A 14,453-nucleotide genomic window follows, 5' to 3' on the forward strand; every position below is an offset into this window, starting at 1 on the left:
CTCTCTTCTTGTTATAGGTAGCGGGAGGTTATGCGAACAGGCTGATCGCACCGGTGAGCAGGGCCAGGGCGGTCACCACCAGGGAGGTCAGTACTGCCCATTTGACGGTCGCCTTCTGAAAGTCGCCGATGTCGCGGTCGACCATGCCGACCAGCAATAATGTCGACGCTACCAGCGGGCTCATCAAGTGCACGGGTTGACCGAGGATCGAGGCGCGGGCGATTTCCACGGGGGAGATGCCATAGGCTGCGGCGGCATTGGCCAGAATCGGCACCACCCCGAAGTAATAGGCGTCGTTGGACAGCACGAAGGTCAACGGCATGCTGGTCACCGCAACCACCAGGGGGAACAGGTGGCCCCAGGAAGGCGGAATCATGTCGACCAGCGACTGTGCCAAGGCGTCGACCATCTTCGTGCCGCTGAAGATGCCGGCGAACACGCCTGCTGCAAACACCAGCAGGACGACCGTCATGGCGTTGCCAGAGTGGGCGAGGATGCGCTCCTTCTGGATGTCGAGTTGTGGGTAGTTGATCATCAGCGCCAGCACGAAGCCGATCAGGAACAGCACTGCCGAGTGGGCCAGGCCCATGACCAGCGCCACCATCACGCCGATTACCAGCAGCAGGTTGACCCAGACCAGTTTCGGCCGCTTGTACGGTGTATCGCCCAGAATCGCCTCGATGTAGCACTCGCCACCACCACTCTGCAGGTGCACGCTGCCGATGCGCTTGCGCTCGGCCCTGCCCAGCAGGTACGCGGTGAACACTACCCAGGCGGCACCGCCGGCCATCGTCGGCAACAGCGGAATGAAATACTCGCTCGCATCGATGCCCAACACGGCAATGGCACGGGTGGCGGGGCCGCCCCAGGGCGACATGCCGCTCATGATGCCCAGCGCCAGCATGGCCACGGTGGCCAGGACCATCGGGTTCATGCCGATGCGCTTGTACAGCGGCAGCATGGCTGCGCAGGTGATCATGTAGGTGGTTGTGCCGTCGCCGTCCAGTGCCACGGTCAGCGACAACAGCGCGGTGCCGATGGCGATCTTCACCGGATCGCCGTTGACCTTCTTGAGGATCTTGCGGATCAAGGGGTCGAACAGGCCGGAGTCGATCATCAAACCGAAGAACAGGATGGCGAACAGCAGCAGTGCAGCGGACGGTGCGACCACTTTCAGGCCATCGAGGATCATCTTGCCGGTGGTTCCGCCGAATCCACCGATGATGGCGAACACGATCGGCACCACGGTCAGTGCGACGATGGGGGACAAGCGTTTGGACATGATCAGGTAGGTGAACACGACCACCATGGCTAAGCCTAACAGCGCCAGCATATGAGTTATCTCTTGTAGTTATTTGGGGAGTTGCGCTGATGCGAAAGCGGGTCACTCAGGGTAGAGCGGATGTGGCCTCAACCGGCCAATCGGTGTGTCGTTGGAACGTGGACAGTGCCTGAGAACAATCGGCGGGCCGTTCTCACGACCGAGGCTCGAACGGTACCGGCGTCGTGGCCGACGTAGGACAGGCTGACTTCGATGGCGCCGCTCGGGTGTTCGATCTTCACGGTGGTCAGGCGCTTCTGGTGGCGCTGGCCCAGCATCCGCTCCAGCACGGTCCCGTCGGTGACACAGGCGGTTGCCAATCCGATCGAGCCGGTAATGGCCAGTGCCTTGTGGCAATTATGCGGCATGAAGTAGCGCACTTGCAGCGTGCCGCCGGCCTGGGGCGGGGCTACCAGCACAGGCTTGGGAATGACCTTGTCGGTTACATCGCCCAGGCCCATCAACAGGCCGGCGCGCAAGCGCAGGGTTTCAAGCTTGCGGAGAAAGTCCTTGTCGGCGTCTAGCTCTGCCGGGGTTTCATTGCCGGTCTTGCCCATTTTCGATGCTTCGACAAGCATCATCGGCATGGCCATGTCGATGCAGGTCACGGGGACATCGCCCAGCCAGTCCACGGTGGCACCGGTGGGAAACAGCTTGCCAGTCTTGCTGCCCGCTGCGTCGAGAAAGGTCAGCCCTACGGGGGCGGCAGTGCCGGGTACGCCATCGATCGCGGTATCGCCTTCGTAGGTGACCTTGCCGTCGGGCGTGCACACATCGGCGCAGATGAACGTGCCGGTATTGAGGTTGCGAATGCGCACCTGAGTCACCCCCGACTGTGCCTGGACAAGGCCCTGATCGATGGCGAAAGGGCCGACTGCGCAGAGCATGTTGCCGCAATTGGGCGCGGTGTCCACGCGTCGTTGCGAAACCATTACCTGGACGAACAGGTAGTCCACGTCCGCGTCCGGGTGATCGGAGCGAGACACGATTGCCACCTTGCTGGTCTGCGGGCTGCCGCCGCCAATGCCATCGATCTCCAGCTCGTGCCCGGAGCCCATTGCGTCCAGCAGCATCTCATCGCGCTCGGCCGATCTTGCTGGTAAATCGGAGGCCAGAAACACCGGCCCTTTGGAGGTCCCGCCACGCATCAGTACGCAAGGAATCAGTTGCATAAGTCACGACTCTGGTAATCAATGGACGTCATTGATGTATTGGAGTGAAGATTTACACAGCTTGAATTGCTAGATCCAATGCAAAGATCGTAGCGATTATTCCATCAAACGAAATAAAGAAATGGCTGGAGCGTTCCGGCAGGGGAGAGCGAAATTCATGCAATATGAGCTGGTCGACATACGATCATTCGTGAAAATCGCCGAAGTTGGCAGCTTTCACGAAGCGGCGGATCAGCTGCACATTTCTCAGCCAGCGCTGACCCGGCGTATCAAGAAGCTCGAAGAAGGGCTGGGCACATCACTGCTCGACCGGACCACTCGCCGCGTCAGCTTGACCAGCGTCGGACGCGACTTCCTGCCCAAGGCACGGCGCCTGCTCGACGATTTCGAAGACTCCATTCTCAACATCAAGGAGTTGGCCGAGCGGCAGGTAGGGCAGGTGACGTTGGCGTGCATTCCCACGGCGGCGTTCTATTTCCTGCCGTCGGTCATTCGTATCTACAACCAGCAATACCCGCAGATTCGCATCAGGCTTCTGGACCTCAGTGCCAACGAGGGGCTGGAGGCCGTTCTGCGTGGCGAGGCGGATTTCGGTATCAACATGATGAGCGGCCAGCATCCGGACATCGAGTTCCATGCCTTGGTCAAGGAGCCGTTCGTGCTTGCCTGCCGACGCGATCATGAGCTGGCGAGTCGCAAGTCGGTGAAGTGGACCGAACTGGCGGGCCATCAGTTGATCGGGGTGGGCAGGCTGAGCGGCAATCGCATGCTGCTCGACAACGCCCTGGCAGGTTTGCCCTGGCGCTTGAAATGGTTCTACGAAGTGCAGCATCTGTCCACGTCGCTGGGCTTGGTGGAGGCTGGTCTGGGTATTTCAGTGATGCCCAGCCTGGCCATGCCGGCCGGGGAGCATCCCACCCTGGTAAGCGTGCCGCTGATCGAGCCAGTCGTGGACCGAACCCTGGGCCTGGTCACGCGACGGGGCAGTTCGCTGTCGCCCGCCGCCGAGAAGTTCGTCGCGATCTTGCTGGAGCAGTGGCCGCAATAGTCACCCGACCTGAGGCGCAGGCGCCGCAGGTCGAACGATCATTGGCCCGCTGCCAGAGCGCTTAGCGTGGAACGGAATCCAGCCCGGTGGCACGTACCGCTTCCTGTGCAGTGGGTGAGGCCAGGTACTGGAGCAGTTGCTTGGCTTCGGCGGGATGCTGGGCGTTTTTCGGAATGCCGGCGGCGTAGCGGGTCACCGATTGTACGTCTTCCGGGATCTTGCCAACGAAGGTGATGCCGGGAACCGGCAGCAGTTCGGCGACTTGCTGGAAGCCCAGCTGGTAGTCGCCCTTGGCAACCACGGAAGCCACGGGAATGCGCTCGATCATCTTGCTCTTGGGCGCGAGTTGATCCTCGATGCCCAGTTTCTTGTACAGCTGTTTCTCGATATAGACGCCACTGGCGCTGTCGGAGTAGGCCACCGACTTCGCCGCCAGCAGGGTCTGCTTGAGTTCGGCGTCGGTGCCGATGGCAGGTTTCGCCGCGCCCGCCTTGACCGCCAGGCCAATGCGCGAATCGGCCAGTTCCACCCGTGAGCTGGCGTCGACTTTGCCCTGCTTGATCAGCTCGTCCAGCGCGTAGCCCACCATGATCACCACGTCGGCGTGTTCGCCACGGTCCAGTCGATTGGGAATGGCTTCCTGGGCCTTGCCCATGGACGGTCCCAGAATGGTGTTCAGGGTGTTGCCAGTGTCTTTGGTGTAGCCGGGAGCCAGGCTTTTGTAGGCGGCAGTGAAGCCACCGGAAGTCATTACGGTCAGTTCTTGGGCTTGGGCGAGAGGACTTAGCGCACAGGCGGCGAGGGCCAGTGCGGGCAGGGTTTTGACGAACGGTTTCATGGTGTCTCCAGCGCTTTCGAGAGTGTTTGTAACTAGGTGTAACAGAACATTCTCGGGCAAACCGGGCGTCAGGGTAATTGTTGATTTCGCATGAATCGATGCATGAACGCGATCAATACGCTATTGAAGTTCGATATCCGCTTGGCAACGGCCGCCGTTCAGGCGCGGAAAATATCGGCGGCTTGGTCAATCCTGCCGTGCCCGGTCAACCACCTGCCGAGCACGGCAATGAAACTAGAACTGATACTTCACCAACAAACTCGCGGTGTCCTGGTCGGTGGTGAAAGAGCCGTCATCCTTGATGCCATATTTGTCGGACCAGTAATCGTATTCCACACCCACATACAGATGCTTGGCTTCATAGCCCAGGCTTTTGCCCAGGTCGTACTTGATCTGCGGGTTGAAGTGCAGGTTGGCGTGGTAGTCGGACTGGTTGTTGCCATGGCCGCTCTTGTTGTTCACCACCCAGTCGATGAAACCGTCGATCAGCAGGTTCGAATTGCCCAGCGGCAGGGTATAGGACCACGCCGGAGTGATCTGCCAGGCGCCGGAAGGCACGCGGTTGCCGTCGGGTTTGCGGTAGTAGAAATTCAGCTGGAAATAGTCGAAGCCCGGAATGGCCAGGTCGAAACCCGGACCTATCAGGTAGGCGTCGACGTCGTCATCGCCGAACTCGTAGGTGGTGGCGAGCAGTACGTCTTTCACAGGCCCGAAAGACAGGTCCTGGCCCAGCAACTTGCCGGCGCTGAAACGGGGGCTGAACTCGCCGTACAGGCTGTAATTGCCGTTACCGGACCGGGCGCCGTTGTACCAACTGTTATCGACGAAAGCGAACAGGTCGCCCCAGGTCCAGGCGCTGGCATGTTCGACGGTGATGGTTTGCTGTATGGCGGGGTCGACCTTGTAATTCTTGCCATACAGGTACGTCACACTTTCGCCATGCCACAACAGTGGTCCTTGCGCATGAGCGCTGCCAGCGCCCAGCAGACCCAACATGCACAGTGATGCTCCCCAAGCGTTTTTCATGTTTTACCCATCAATCAATGTGGTGTTTATGGCGCACCGGCATTGGTCCGACAGACGTCGTGGACCGGGCGTCGAAGTTGTGGGCAGACAGCCGAGTTTGCTTCCCGAACCCGTACGGCGTACGGGCCTGTTGCGTTGGCGTCTTGCTGGCCGAAACGGGCCATACGACGCTTCTTGTTTCAGTCGCGATCGATCGCGAACGGCCCCCAGGCCTGGCGCACGGGGACCATTTCCAGGCGGTTGATGTTGATGTGAGCAGGCAGGGTGGCGACGTGGAAAATCTGTTCGGCGATATCTTCCGCGGTCAGTGGCGTGGTGCCTTGATAGACTTCGCCGGCGGCCTTCTCGTCACCTTGGGTACGTACCAGGGTGAACTCGGTTTCGGCGATACCGGGCGCCACGTCGGTGACCCGGACGCCGGTGCTCAGCAGGTCGCAGCGCAGGTTGTAGGAAAACTGTTTGACGAAGGCCTTGCTCGCACCATAAACGTGGCTGCCGGGGTAGGGGCATTCACCGGCGATCGAGCCGATGTTGATGATGCTGGCCCCGGCACCGGTTGCCAGCAACGCTGGCAGCACCGCGTGGGTAACGTTGACCAGGCCGGTCACATTGGTGTCGATCATGGTGTGCCAGTCAGCGAGATTGGCCTGTTGCGCAGGCACGGGGGCCAAGGCCAGCCCGGCGTTGTTGATCAGCGCCGTCACGCGCTGAAAGGCTGGCGGTAAACCGGCGGCGACCGCCGCGACCGCTGCAGCATCGCGCACATCCAGTGCGGCGACATGCACCGGCACCTGCGCGCCAAGCTCATCCAGCAGGGCATGCAGGCGCTCCAGGCGCCGCCCGGTGAGAATCAGCGACCAGCCGGCCTTGGCAAAACGACGGGCCGTGGCCCGCCCGAAACCGGACGTTGCGCCGGTGATGAAAACAGTACCGCTCATGTGGAAACCTCGACAGCTCAAAAATCGATAGCTCAAAAATCGGTCAACGGCGCTCTTCGCGAACGTAGGGTTCGCCCAGTGCGCCGGGTTGGCTGGCGCCTGCGCGTTTGCTGGCAGCGACCCAGATCATTACCGCCAAGGTCACGGCATACGGGGTCATCAGCATGAAATATTGCGGCAGTTGCACGCCGGCGGCGGCCAGTTGCGGAATCAGTGCCTCGATGCCGCCGAACAGCAGGGCACCGGCGAAGGCGCGCCAGGGCGACCAGCGCGCGAAGATCACTAAAGCGATGGCGATCCAGCCACGGCCACCGGTCATGTCGGCGATCCACATCTTGGTGCTGAGCACGGCAATGAATCCGCCCGCCAGTCCCATCAGTGCGCTGCCGGCCAGGATCGCCGCCAGCCGATAGCGCAGCACTGGCAAGCCGGCGGCATCGGCGGCCTGGGGGTTCTCGCCCACGGCGCGCAGTTTCAGCCCGGTGCGGGTGCGGTTGAGAAACCACACCACCGCAAAGAAGATCACCACGGTGAGGAACACCATCGGGTTCTGCCTGAACAGGCCACCCACCACCGGCAACTCGTTCAGCGGCCACAGCTCGACGGCCGTAAGTCCGCTGACCGGGCGATTGGTCCAGCCCAGCAGGGTGCCCAGCAAGCCGGTCAGGCCCTGACAGAAAAACACCAGGGCCAGCCCGGCAATCACCTGATTGATGCGCAGCACCAGCACCATCAGCGCGAACAACAGTGAGACCACGCTGGCGGCCGCCATAGCCGCGAGCAGGGACAGCCCCGGCAGGCCCAGGGCCAGTTGCATGCCGATCCCGGCCAGGGCGCCCACCAGCATCATGCCTTCGGCGCCCAGCGCCAGCACGCCGGCACGCTCGATGATGATCAAACCCAGCGCGGCGAGGGCGAAGGGCACGGCGAATTCGGGAACGCTGCTCAGCCAGTAAGTCACCAGATCCATCACTGTTCTCCCGCCTGGATGCGCCGCAAACGGTGCCGTATGAAGAAGTCCGAAGAGGCCACGCAGATCACCAGGATGGCCTGGATCAACTGCACCATCGAAAAGGGGATCTGGTAGAACACCTGCAGGTTGCGCCCGGCGACGAACAGCATCGCCACCAGCAAGGCGACGATGGCGGCAGCGAACGGGTTGTTGCGCGCCAGAAACGCGATGAGAATTCCCGAGAAACCGTAGCCTTGGTAGAACGACTGGGTCAGCCGACCTTCCTGGCCTGCGCTGACGATGAAGCCCGCGACACCGGCCAGGGCGCCGGACAGCAGCACGGTGCCGAGGATCATCCGCCGTACCGGTACCCCGACGGCGCTGGCCACGCGCGGGTTGGCATCGACGAAGCGCAGGTACAGGCCGGCGCGCGATACGCTGATGAACCACACGGCCAGGACCATGATGACCACGGCGATGACGATCGCCACGGTGTAGCCGGCGAACAGGTCGGGCAGCCGTTCGAACGGGCGGAAGGCGGGCGAGTAGGGGAAGTTGTCCCGTGGGTCTTTCCAGCTGCCGTAGAGCAGGTGCAGCAGGAAGTTGGCGGCGATGTAGTTGAGCATCAAGGTCGAAATCACTTCGTTGACCTTCAGGCGCAATTTGAGCAGGACCGGTGCCAGGGTCCAGAGCATCGCGCAGACGATGGCCGAGGCCATCATCAACGGCAGGCGCAGGGCCTCGGGGCCGATCTGGAAGATCGAGATGGCCGCCGCGCCGATCCCGCCCCAGATCATCTGGCCTTCCAGGCCCAGGTTCCAGAAACGTGCGCGAAACGCCAGGCAGCCGGCCATGCCGACCAGAATCATCGGCGCCGCCTGGAACAGCACGGCCTTGAAGTTGCCGGCATCGAGCAGCGTCTGGCCGACGAACTCTTCCAACAGTTGGTCGGCCGGCACGCCCGCCGCCACCAGAATGGCCGTGCTCAGGGCCAAGCCGACGAGCACCGCCAGGCCGATCACCAGCGCCTGGCCGCCCCAGCCCATCTGCTGGCGCAGCTCCAGGGTGTAGCGTCGGCCGAGCAGCGGTTCGCGTGAGGTCTTGAGTAGGGGTTGGGAGAGTTCAGTCATGGCTCACCATCGCTTTGCCAATGGCCTGGCGGTCGGCCGGGCAGTCGAATTCGGCGACGATGCGGCCGCCATTCATCACGCCGATGCGATCGGCCAGGGCCAGCACTTCGTCCAGGTCTTCGCTGATCACCAGTACCGCCGCCCCGGCATCGCGCGCGGCGCGCAGGCGTGCGTGCACCGCCTGGGTGGCGCGCACATCCAGGCCGCGGCTGGGGCTGTGCACCAGGATCAGCCGTGGATTGCGGCTGAACTCTCGTGCGATCACCAGTTTCTGGGCATTGCCGCCGGACAGCAGCGCGGCTTTCTGCTGCAGCGAGCGCACACCCTGGACATCGAAGTCGGCCACCGCCTGGGCGGCGTCTTCCAGCAGCCGTTGGCCGCGCAGGCGCAGGAAAGAGCCGTAGCGGCCATCGTGCAGTTGGCCGATGGCGAAGTTCTCCGCCACCGACAGCGAGCCGGCCAGCGCCGCGCCGTACCGGTCGGCGGGGATGGCGGCGATGCGCAAGGTTCGACGTTGCGCGGCGCTGGCCTTGCGCAGGTCACCGAAGGACGCCAGGTGGATGCCGCCCTCGGTGGGTTGTTCGAGGCCCATCAGGGCATTGGCCAATTCGCCCTGGCCGTTGCCACCGACCCCGGCGATGCCATAGATCTGCCCGGCGTGGAGCGTCATGTCGACGCCCTTCAGCCCGCCGGTGCCGGCCACGCTGGTGAGGTTGCTGACCCGCAGCAACGCTTCGCCCGGCGCTGCCGGCAGGGTCGGGCTAAGCGCTGCCGATTCGCCGACGGTGAGGCGCACCAGCTCCTCGACGCTGACGCCCTGCGGGTCGAGGGTTTTGATCGTGCGGCCGCCGCGCATGACCGTGACCCGGTCAGCGTAGCGTTTCACATCGGCCATCTTGTGGGTGACCAGCACCACGGTGGCGCCCTGGCGGGCGAAGGACTGCACCGTGCTCAATAGGCGCTCGGCCTCCTGGTCGGTGAGCACCGCAGTGGGCTCGTCGAGAATCAGGATGCGCGCGCCAGCCAGCAGCACCTTGAGAATCTCCACGCGCTGCTGCTCGGCCACCGACAGGGTTTCCACCACCTGGCGCGGATCGAGGACGAAGCCCAGCTCTAGCGCCTTGCTGGCGATGGTTTGCTCAAGCGCTTTGAGCCGCTTGCGATAGCTGCCTTCACCCGGTTGCTCGGGCAGGCCGAGCAGGATGTTCTGCGCCACGGTGAAGGGGCGCACCAGCTTGAAGTGCTGGTGAACCATGCCGATGCGATACCGGCTGGCATCCTTGGGGCTGTGCAGCCGCACGCTGTTGTCGTCGATCAGCACGCTGCCGGTTTCCGGCGCATACAGGCCGGCGGCAATGTTCATCAGCGACGACTTGCCAGCACCGTTCTCGCCGAGCAGGGCATGCACCTCACCCCAGCGCGCGCTGAAGTCGGCATCGCTGAGCGCCTTGAAGCCGTCGAACGATTTGCTGATACCGGTGAGTTGGAGCGCGTTGGCCTGGCTCATTGCTGGGTCATCACGCCTTTGACGAACCAGTCCATTTTCCACAGCTCCGGATCGCTCATGACCTGGCCTGGAGCAAGCCGCTGCTGGCCATCACGGTCAGCCATGGGCCCGGTATAGAGCGTCTTGGTGCCGGCCAGCAGCTCGGCCCGCGCGGCGTCGATCTTGGCTCGGTTCTCGGGGCTGATCACGGCGTCCTGGGTCAGGCTGATGTCGGTGCCGCCCTGCTGCATCGACAGCAAGGCGCCATTGGCCTGGGGAACCCAGTTGCCGGCCATGATCTTCTTCACTTCAGGGGTGAGGAAACGGTCCCACACCCACATCGACGAGCACACGGTGGCCTTGGGCGCGAACTCGCTCAGGTCCCGGTGGTGACCGGTGCCATGAATGCCGCGCTCCTGGGCGACGATCTGCGGCGTAGGGCTGTCCACGTGCTGGCCAATCACGTCGACGCCGTTGTCGATCAGCGCCATGGTGGCAGCGCGTTCCTTGACCGGGTCGTTCCAGGCGCCGGTGTAGATGACCGTGACCGTGGCCGCAGGGTTGATTTGCTGCGCGCCCAGTTCGTACGCGTTGATGGTCCAGTTGACCTGGCCGAAGGGGTTGGCGGCCACGAAGCCCAGCTTGCCCGACTTCGACGTCGCGCCCGCCGCCATGCCGCACAGGTACTGGCTTTCGTAGGTACGGCCGTAGAAGGACTCGAGGTTCGCGGCGTTGGTGGTGCCCGAACCGTTGAGGAAGGCCACGTCGGGGTATTTCTTCGCCAACGCCAGGAAGGTGTCGGAATAGCCGAACGCCGTGCCGATGATGATGTTGGCGCCGCGAGCGATCAGGCGGTCGACCACCGGCGTGATGGCCGCGGCGTTTTCGGGAACGCTCTCGACGTACTGGATCTTCTGATCCAGGCTCTTTTCCAGCTTGATGCGGGCTTCGTCGAATGCCTGGGTCCAGCCACCGTCGTTGCGCGGGCTGATGTAGACCATGGCGATCTTGGCCGGGCCCTTGAGGGTCAATCCCTCGGCGTAGGCAGCAGTGCCTGTCCCACAGGCCGAAGCGGCAAGCAACATTCCCGGTAGCAGTGTCTTGATCATGAGGCGCCTTCCTGAAATATGAGCGTGGTGCAGCAGGACGCTGCCATGGCCAGGAAACCGCCCTTAGCCGCCCGGAGCTCGAAAGCAGCATCCGTGCCATATCAGGAAAACGCTTGGATAACAGAGTGTTGGGCAATATCAGGTGCTTAATTCAGATCAACTGGTCCGAACTAGAGCACTTGGTTTGTGCGCTCGGCACGATTAGAGGGCATTCACGCAGGTCTCGGCCGCACGCCATCGAGTATCAAACCGCGCAACCCCACCAGGACCTCTTCGAAAAACTGCGGATCGTGCAGGGTCTTGCCGGTCACGGCCTCGACCTGGGTGCGGAAGTCGGCGTAATGCTGGGTGGTTGCCCACAGCGAGAAAATGAAGTGGTGCGGGTTGACCGGCGCCAACTGGCCCGTCGCGATCCAGTGCTCGATCACGGCCACCTTGGTGTCGACGGTTTCGCGCAACGGTTGCTGCAATTCGCTGAGCATCAGCGGCGCACCCTGCATGATCTCCATGCAGAACAGACGCGACTCTGCCGCGTGATCGCGGGACAGTTCGAGCTTGGCCTTGATATAGGCGCCGATCGCTTCGACCGGGTTCTTGTCGGCGGTGAAGTACTGCAAGGGGCTCAGCCAGACTTCCAGCAACTGCCTGAGCACGCTCAGGTAGAGATCGTCCTTGCTGGAAAAGTAGTACAGCAGGTTGGTCTTGGAGACGTCGGCCCGAGTGGCCACCTGGTCGAGGCTGCTGCCGTGCAGGCCATAGCGGGAGAACACATCCAGCGCGGCGCCCAGTATCGCGGTGCGTTTGCTTTCCATCAGTTGCAACCGGCGCTTGAGTGCCGCAGCGCTCGGCTCTCGGGTCGCCTTGACCACAGGCTTGGGCTTGACGTTGCGTGCGCGCTTGGCACGGGGCTTGTCAGCGGGGGGCTGTTCTTTCACGCGACTGGGACCTGCAGCGGGAGGTAGGAGGCCATGATAACGGGCGAATGTCCGCTGACGATACAGGCACGGGGACGTTGTGCATCGTTTTGCACCACGACGCGGAAAATCGCACAAACCAAGTGCTCTACTTCGGACCAGTTGGTCCGACAAATCATGCATGTTGTTTGCAACCTGTTGAAAGTAAAGCGTTAACCAAACATGGCCTGATCCCTGCTAAGTGTCTTTCATGCGCAACCTGTCCGGTGCGTAACGATCATCACTCAGAAAGGGAACCACATGGATATCGGTGTTTTCACTCCTATTGGCAACAACGGCTGGCTGATTTCCGAAAACGCGCCGCAGTACTTGCCCACCTTCGAATTGAACAAGCAGATCGTGCAGAAGGCCGAGCACTACGGCTTCGACTTCGCGCTGTCGATGATCAAGTTGCGTGGCTTCGGCGGCAAGACGGAATTCTGGGAACACAACATGGAATCCTTCACGCTGATGGCCGGCCTTGCCGCCGTCACCAGCAAGATCCAGTTGTTCGCCACGGTCGCCACGCTGACCATTCCACCTGCCATCACCGCGCGCATGGCGGCGACCATCGACTCGATTTCCAACGGCCGCTTCGGGGTCAACCTGGTGACCGGCTGGCAGAAACCGGAGTACGAGCAGATGGGCCTGTGGCCCGGCGATGAATTCTTCGGCACCCGCTATCAGTACCTGGGCGAATACGCGCAGGTACTGCGCGACCTGTGGAGCACCGGGCGCAGCGATTTCAAGGGTGAACATTTCACCATGCAGGACTGCCGTGTCAGCCCGCGTCCGCAGGCCGACATGAAGCTCATCTGCGCCGGCCAGAGCGAGGCGGGCATGGCCTTCTCGGCGCAGTACGCCGACTACAACTTCTGCTTCGGCAAAGGCGTGAACACCCCGACCGCGTTCGCGCCCACGGCCCAGGCGCTGCTCGAAGCCAACAAGAAGACCGGGCGCCACGTGACCTCCTGCGTGCTGTTCATGATCATCGCCGCCGACACCGACGAAGCCGCCCGCGCGCGCTGGGAGCACATCAAGGCCGGCGCCGATCAGGAAGCCATCGCCTGGCTGGGCGAGAAGGGCTCGGCAGACAAGGGCGCAAGCTCCAACCTGCGGCAGATGGCAGACCCTACCTCGGCGGTCAACATCAACATGGGCACCCTGGTCGGTTCCTGGGCCAGCGTGGCGCGCATGCTCGACGAAGTCGCCAGCGTGCCGGGCACCCAGGGCGTGATGCTGACGTTCGATGATTTCGTGCAAGGCATCGAAGACTTCGGCCGCAAGATCCAGCCGCTGATGAGCAGCCGCCAGCACGTGATGCCCACTTTGGAGGCCGTATGATGAATTTGCCCGTGAACGTCGCCGGTGTGTCCCTGCCGCAGGACGCGCACCCCGCCCGTGAACTTCCCGCCCGCCCCGAAGCCCTGCGCATGAAGGCCAGCGAAACCGCGCTGGTGGTGGTCGACATGCAGAACGCGTACGCCACTTTGGGCGGCTACCTGGACCTGGCCGGCTTCGATGTATCGAGCACAGGCCCGGTGATCGCGGCCATCGAGAAAGCCCTCGTGGCAGCGCGCGCGGCAGGTATTTCGGTGATCTTCCTGCAGAACGGCTGGGATGCCGACTACGTCGAGGCGGGCGGGCCCGGCTCCCCCAACTGGCACAAGTCCAATGCCCTGAAAACCATGCGCAAGCGCCCCGAGTTGCAAGGCCAGCTGCTGGCCAAGGGCGGTTGGGACTATGCCCTGGTCGATCAGCTCAAGCCCCAGCCCGGCGATATCGTGGTCCCGAAAACCCGCTACAGCGCGTTCTTCAACTCCACGTTCGACAGCACCCTGCGCGCTCGCGGCATCCGCAACCTGGTGTTCACCGGCATCGCCACCAATGTCTGCGTGGAGTCGACCCTGCGCGACGGTTTCCATCTGGAGTATTTCGGCGTGGTGCTGGCGGACGCCACCCACCAGGCCGGGCCGGCGTTCGCGCAGCAGGCAGCGCTGTTCAACATCGAAACCTTCTTCGGCTGGGTCTCCAGCGTCGACGACTTCTGCACCACCTTCGCCCCTGTCGGGGCTGTTTCCTGAGGATGCACAGATGAGCAAACGATCGATTATCCCAGCCGGCACCGGCAAGCCCCTGGCCCCTTTCGTTCCGGGTTCCATGGCCGATGGCGTGCTGTACGTGTCGGGCACGTTGCCATTCGACAAGGACAACAATGTGGTGCACGTGGGCGACGCGACGGCGCAGACCCGCCATGTGCTGGAGATCATCAAGGGCGTGGTCGAAGCGGCCGGCGGCACCTTGGATGACGTGACCTTCAACATGATCATGATCCGTGACTGGGCCGACTACGCCCAGGTCAACGAGGTGTACGCCGAGTACTTCGCCGGCGAGAAGCCTGCGCGCTATTGCATCCAGTGCGGCTTGGTCAAACCTGACGCGCTGATCGAAATCGCCAGCATTGCGCACATCGGCTGACA

At 62.7% G+C, this 14,453-nt stretch carries 14 protein-coding genes; 4 read left to right on the forward strand and 10 right to left on the reverse strand.

Annotation, left to right across the window (positions count from 1 at the left end; genetic code table 11):
- Positions 1–28 precede the first annotated feature (28 nt).
- A complete protein-coding gene (locus tag LT40_RS19015) occupies positions 29–1,333 on the reverse strand; it encodes a CitMHS family transporter (RefSeq protein WP_043192708.1) in 1,305 nt (434 codons plus the stop codon).
- A 77-nt stretch (positions 1,334–1,410) separates the two neighbouring features.
- Complete coding sequence (locus LT40_RS19020) at positions 1,411–2,493, reverse strand: 4-oxalomesaconate tautomerase (RefSeq protein WP_043192709.1); 1,083 nt, start codon at positions 2,491–2,493, stop codon at positions 1,411–1,413.
- A 157-nt stretch (positions 2,494–2,650) separates the two neighbouring features.
- Here LT40_RS19020 and LT40_RS19025 point away from each other — a divergent pair, with 157 nt between their 5' ends.
- Positions 2,651–3,541, forward strand: coding sequence for a LysR family transcriptional regulator (locus LT40_RS19025; RefSeq protein ID WP_043192710.1), 891 nt, complete (start codon positions 2,651–2,653; stop codon positions 3,539–3,541).
- Between the two features lie 61 nt (positions 3,542–3,602).
- On the opposite strand, the gene LT40_RS19030 is transcribed toward LT40_RS19025, so the two are convergent.
- The 8 genes from LT40_RS19030 to rutR form a co-directional block, all read right to left on the reverse strand.
- Positions 3,603–4,379: a substrate-binding domain-containing protein gene (locus LT40_RS19030; protein WP_043192711.1), complete on the reverse strand. Its 777-nt coding sequence runs from the start codon at positions 4,377–4,379 to the stop codon at positions 3,603–3,605.
- A 234-nt stretch (positions 4,380–4,613) separates the two neighbouring features.
- On the reverse strand, positions 4,614–5,405 hold the full coding sequence (locus LT40_RS19035; RefSeq protein ID WP_043192712.1) for an outer membrane protein OmpK: 792 nt from the start codon (positions 5,403–5,405) through the stop codon (positions 4,614–4,616).
- Between the two features lie 179 nt (positions 5,406–5,584).
- Positions 5,585–6,343, reverse strand: a complete 759-nt coding sequence (locus tag LT40_RS19040; RefSeq protein WP_043192713.1) for an SDR family NAD(P)-dependent oxidoreductase — start codon at positions 6,341–6,343, stop codon at positions 5,585–5,587.
- Between the two features lie 43 nt (positions 6,344–6,386).
- Positions 6,387–7,313 carry an ABC transporter permease gene (locus LT40_RS19045; RefSeq protein ID WP_043192714.1) on the reverse strand — a complete coding sequence of 309 codons (927 nt, stop codon included), beginning with the start codon at positions 7,311–7,313 and terminating at the stop codon, positions 6,387–6,389.
- Complete coding sequence (locus tag LT40_RS19050; protein WP_043192715.1) at positions 7,313–8,425, reverse strand: ABC transporter permease; 1,113 nt, start codon at positions 8,423–8,425, stop codon at positions 7,313–7,315. Before LT40_RS19050 ends, LT40_RS19045 begins: the two co-directional genes overlap by 1 nt.
- On the reverse strand, positions 8,418–9,932 hold the full coding sequence (locus LT40_RS19055; RefSeq protein WP_043192717.1) for an ABC transporter ATP-binding protein: 1,515 nt from the start codon (positions 9,930–9,932) through the stop codon (positions 8,418–8,420). The genes LT40_RS19050 and LT40_RS19055 overlap by 8 nt, the downstream gene beginning before the upstream one ends.
- Positions 9,929–11,020 carry a BMP family ABC transporter substrate-binding protein gene (locus LT40_RS19060; protein WP_043192719.1) on the reverse strand — a complete coding sequence of 364 codons (1,092 nt, stop codon included), beginning with the start codon at positions 11,018–11,020 and terminating at the stop codon, positions 9,929–9,931. Before LT40_RS19060 ends, LT40_RS19055 begins: the two co-directional genes overlap by 4 nt.
- Positions 11,021–11,232: 212 nt before the next feature.
- On the reverse strand, positions 11,233–11,955 hold the full coding sequence (gene rutR, locus LT40_RS19065) for an HTH-type transcriptional regulator RutR (RefSeq protein WP_043192721.1): 723 nt from the start codon (positions 11,953–11,955) through the stop codon (positions 11,233–11,235).
- Positions 11,956–12,234: 279 nt separating this feature from the next.
- Here rutR and rutA point away from each other — a divergent pair, with 279 nt between their 5' ends.
- From rutA to rutC, 3 genes are read left to right on the forward strand one after another with little or no spacing between them, the layout of a single operon-like run.
- Positions 12,235–13,317, forward strand: a complete 1,083-nt coding sequence (gene rutA, locus LT40_RS19070) for a pyrimidine utilization protein A (protein ID WP_043192722.1) — start codon at positions 12,235–12,237, stop codon at positions 13,315–13,317.
- On the forward strand, positions 13,317–14,057 hold the full coding sequence (gene rutB / locus LT40_RS19075; RefSeq protein ID WP_043192723.1) for a pyrimidine utilization protein B: 741 nt from the start codon (positions 13,317–13,319) through the stop codon (positions 14,055–14,057). Before rutA ends, rutB begins: the two co-directional genes overlap by 1 nt.
- Before the next feature lie 10 nt (positions 14,058–14,067).
- The gene (gene rutC / locus LT40_RS19080) at positions 14,068–14,451 is read left to right on the forward strand and encodes a pyrimidine utilization protein C (protein WP_043192724.1); all 384 of its coding nucleotides are present in this window, start codon (positions 14,068–14,070) and stop codon (positions 14,449–14,451) included.
- The last annotated feature ends 2 nt before the right edge of the window (positions 14,452–14,453 follow it).

The organism is Pseudomonas rhizosphaerae, assembly GCF_000761155.1.
GTDB lineage: Bacteria > Pseudomonadota > Gammaproteobacteria > Pseudomonadales > Pseudomonadaceae > Aquipseudomonas > Aquipseudomonas rhizosphaerae.

Excerpts from the sequence above, each read along its gene's own strand:
- LT40_RS19030 (WP_043192711.1), bottom strand. The coding sequence starts at position 4,379 with ATGAAACCGTTCGTCAAAACCCTGCCCGCACTGGCCCTCGCCGCCTGT.
- LT40_RS19020 (WP_043192709.1), bottom strand. The coding sequence starts at position 2,493 with ATGCAACTGATTCCTTGCGTACTGATGCGTGGCGGGACCTCCAAAGGG.
- LT40_RS19040 (WP_043192713.1), bottom strand. The coding sequence starts at position 6,343 with ATGAGCGGTACTGTTTTCATCACCGGCGCAACGTCCGGTTTCGGGCGG.
- LT40_RS19025 (WP_043192710.1), top strand. The coding sequence starts at position 2,651 with ATGCAATATGAGCTGGTCGACATACGATCATTCGTGAAAATCGCCGAA.
- LT40_RS19055 (WP_043192717.1), bottom strand. The coding sequence starts at position 9,932 with ATGAGCCAGGCCAACGCGCTCCAACTCACCGGTATCAGCAAATCGTTC.
- LT40_RS19035 (WP_043192712.1), bottom strand. The coding sequence starts at position 5,405 with ATGAAAAACGCTTGGGGAGCATCACTGTGCATGTTGGGTCTGCTGGGC.
- rutB (WP_043192723.1), top strand. The coding sequence starts at position 13,317 with ATGAATTTGCCCGTGAACGTCGCCGGTGTGTCCCTGCCGCAGGACGCG.
- LT40_RS19060 (WP_043192719.1), bottom strand. The coding sequence starts at position 11,020 with ATGATCAAGACACTGCTACCGGGAATGTTGCTTGCCGCTTCGGCCTGT.
- LT40_RS19050 (WP_043192715.1), bottom strand. The coding sequence starts at position 8,425 with ATGACTGAACTCTCCCAACCCCTACTCAAGACCTCACGCGAACCGCTG.
- LT40_RS19045 (WP_043192714.1), bottom strand. The coding sequence starts at position 7,313 with ATGGATCTGGTGACTTACTGGCTGAGCAGCGTTCCCGAATTCGCCGTG.
- rutA (WP_043192722.1), top strand. The coding sequence starts at position 12,235 with ATGGATATCGGTGTTTTCACTCCTATTGGCAACAACGGCTGGCTGATT.
- rutC (WP_043192724.1), top strand. The coding sequence starts at position 14,068 with ATGAGCAAACGATCGATTATCCCAGCCGGCACCGGCAAGCCCCTGGCC.
- LT40_RS19015 (WP_043192708.1), bottom strand. The coding sequence starts at position 1,333 with ATGCTGGCGCTGTTAGGCTTAGCCATGGTGGTCGTGTTCACCTACCTG.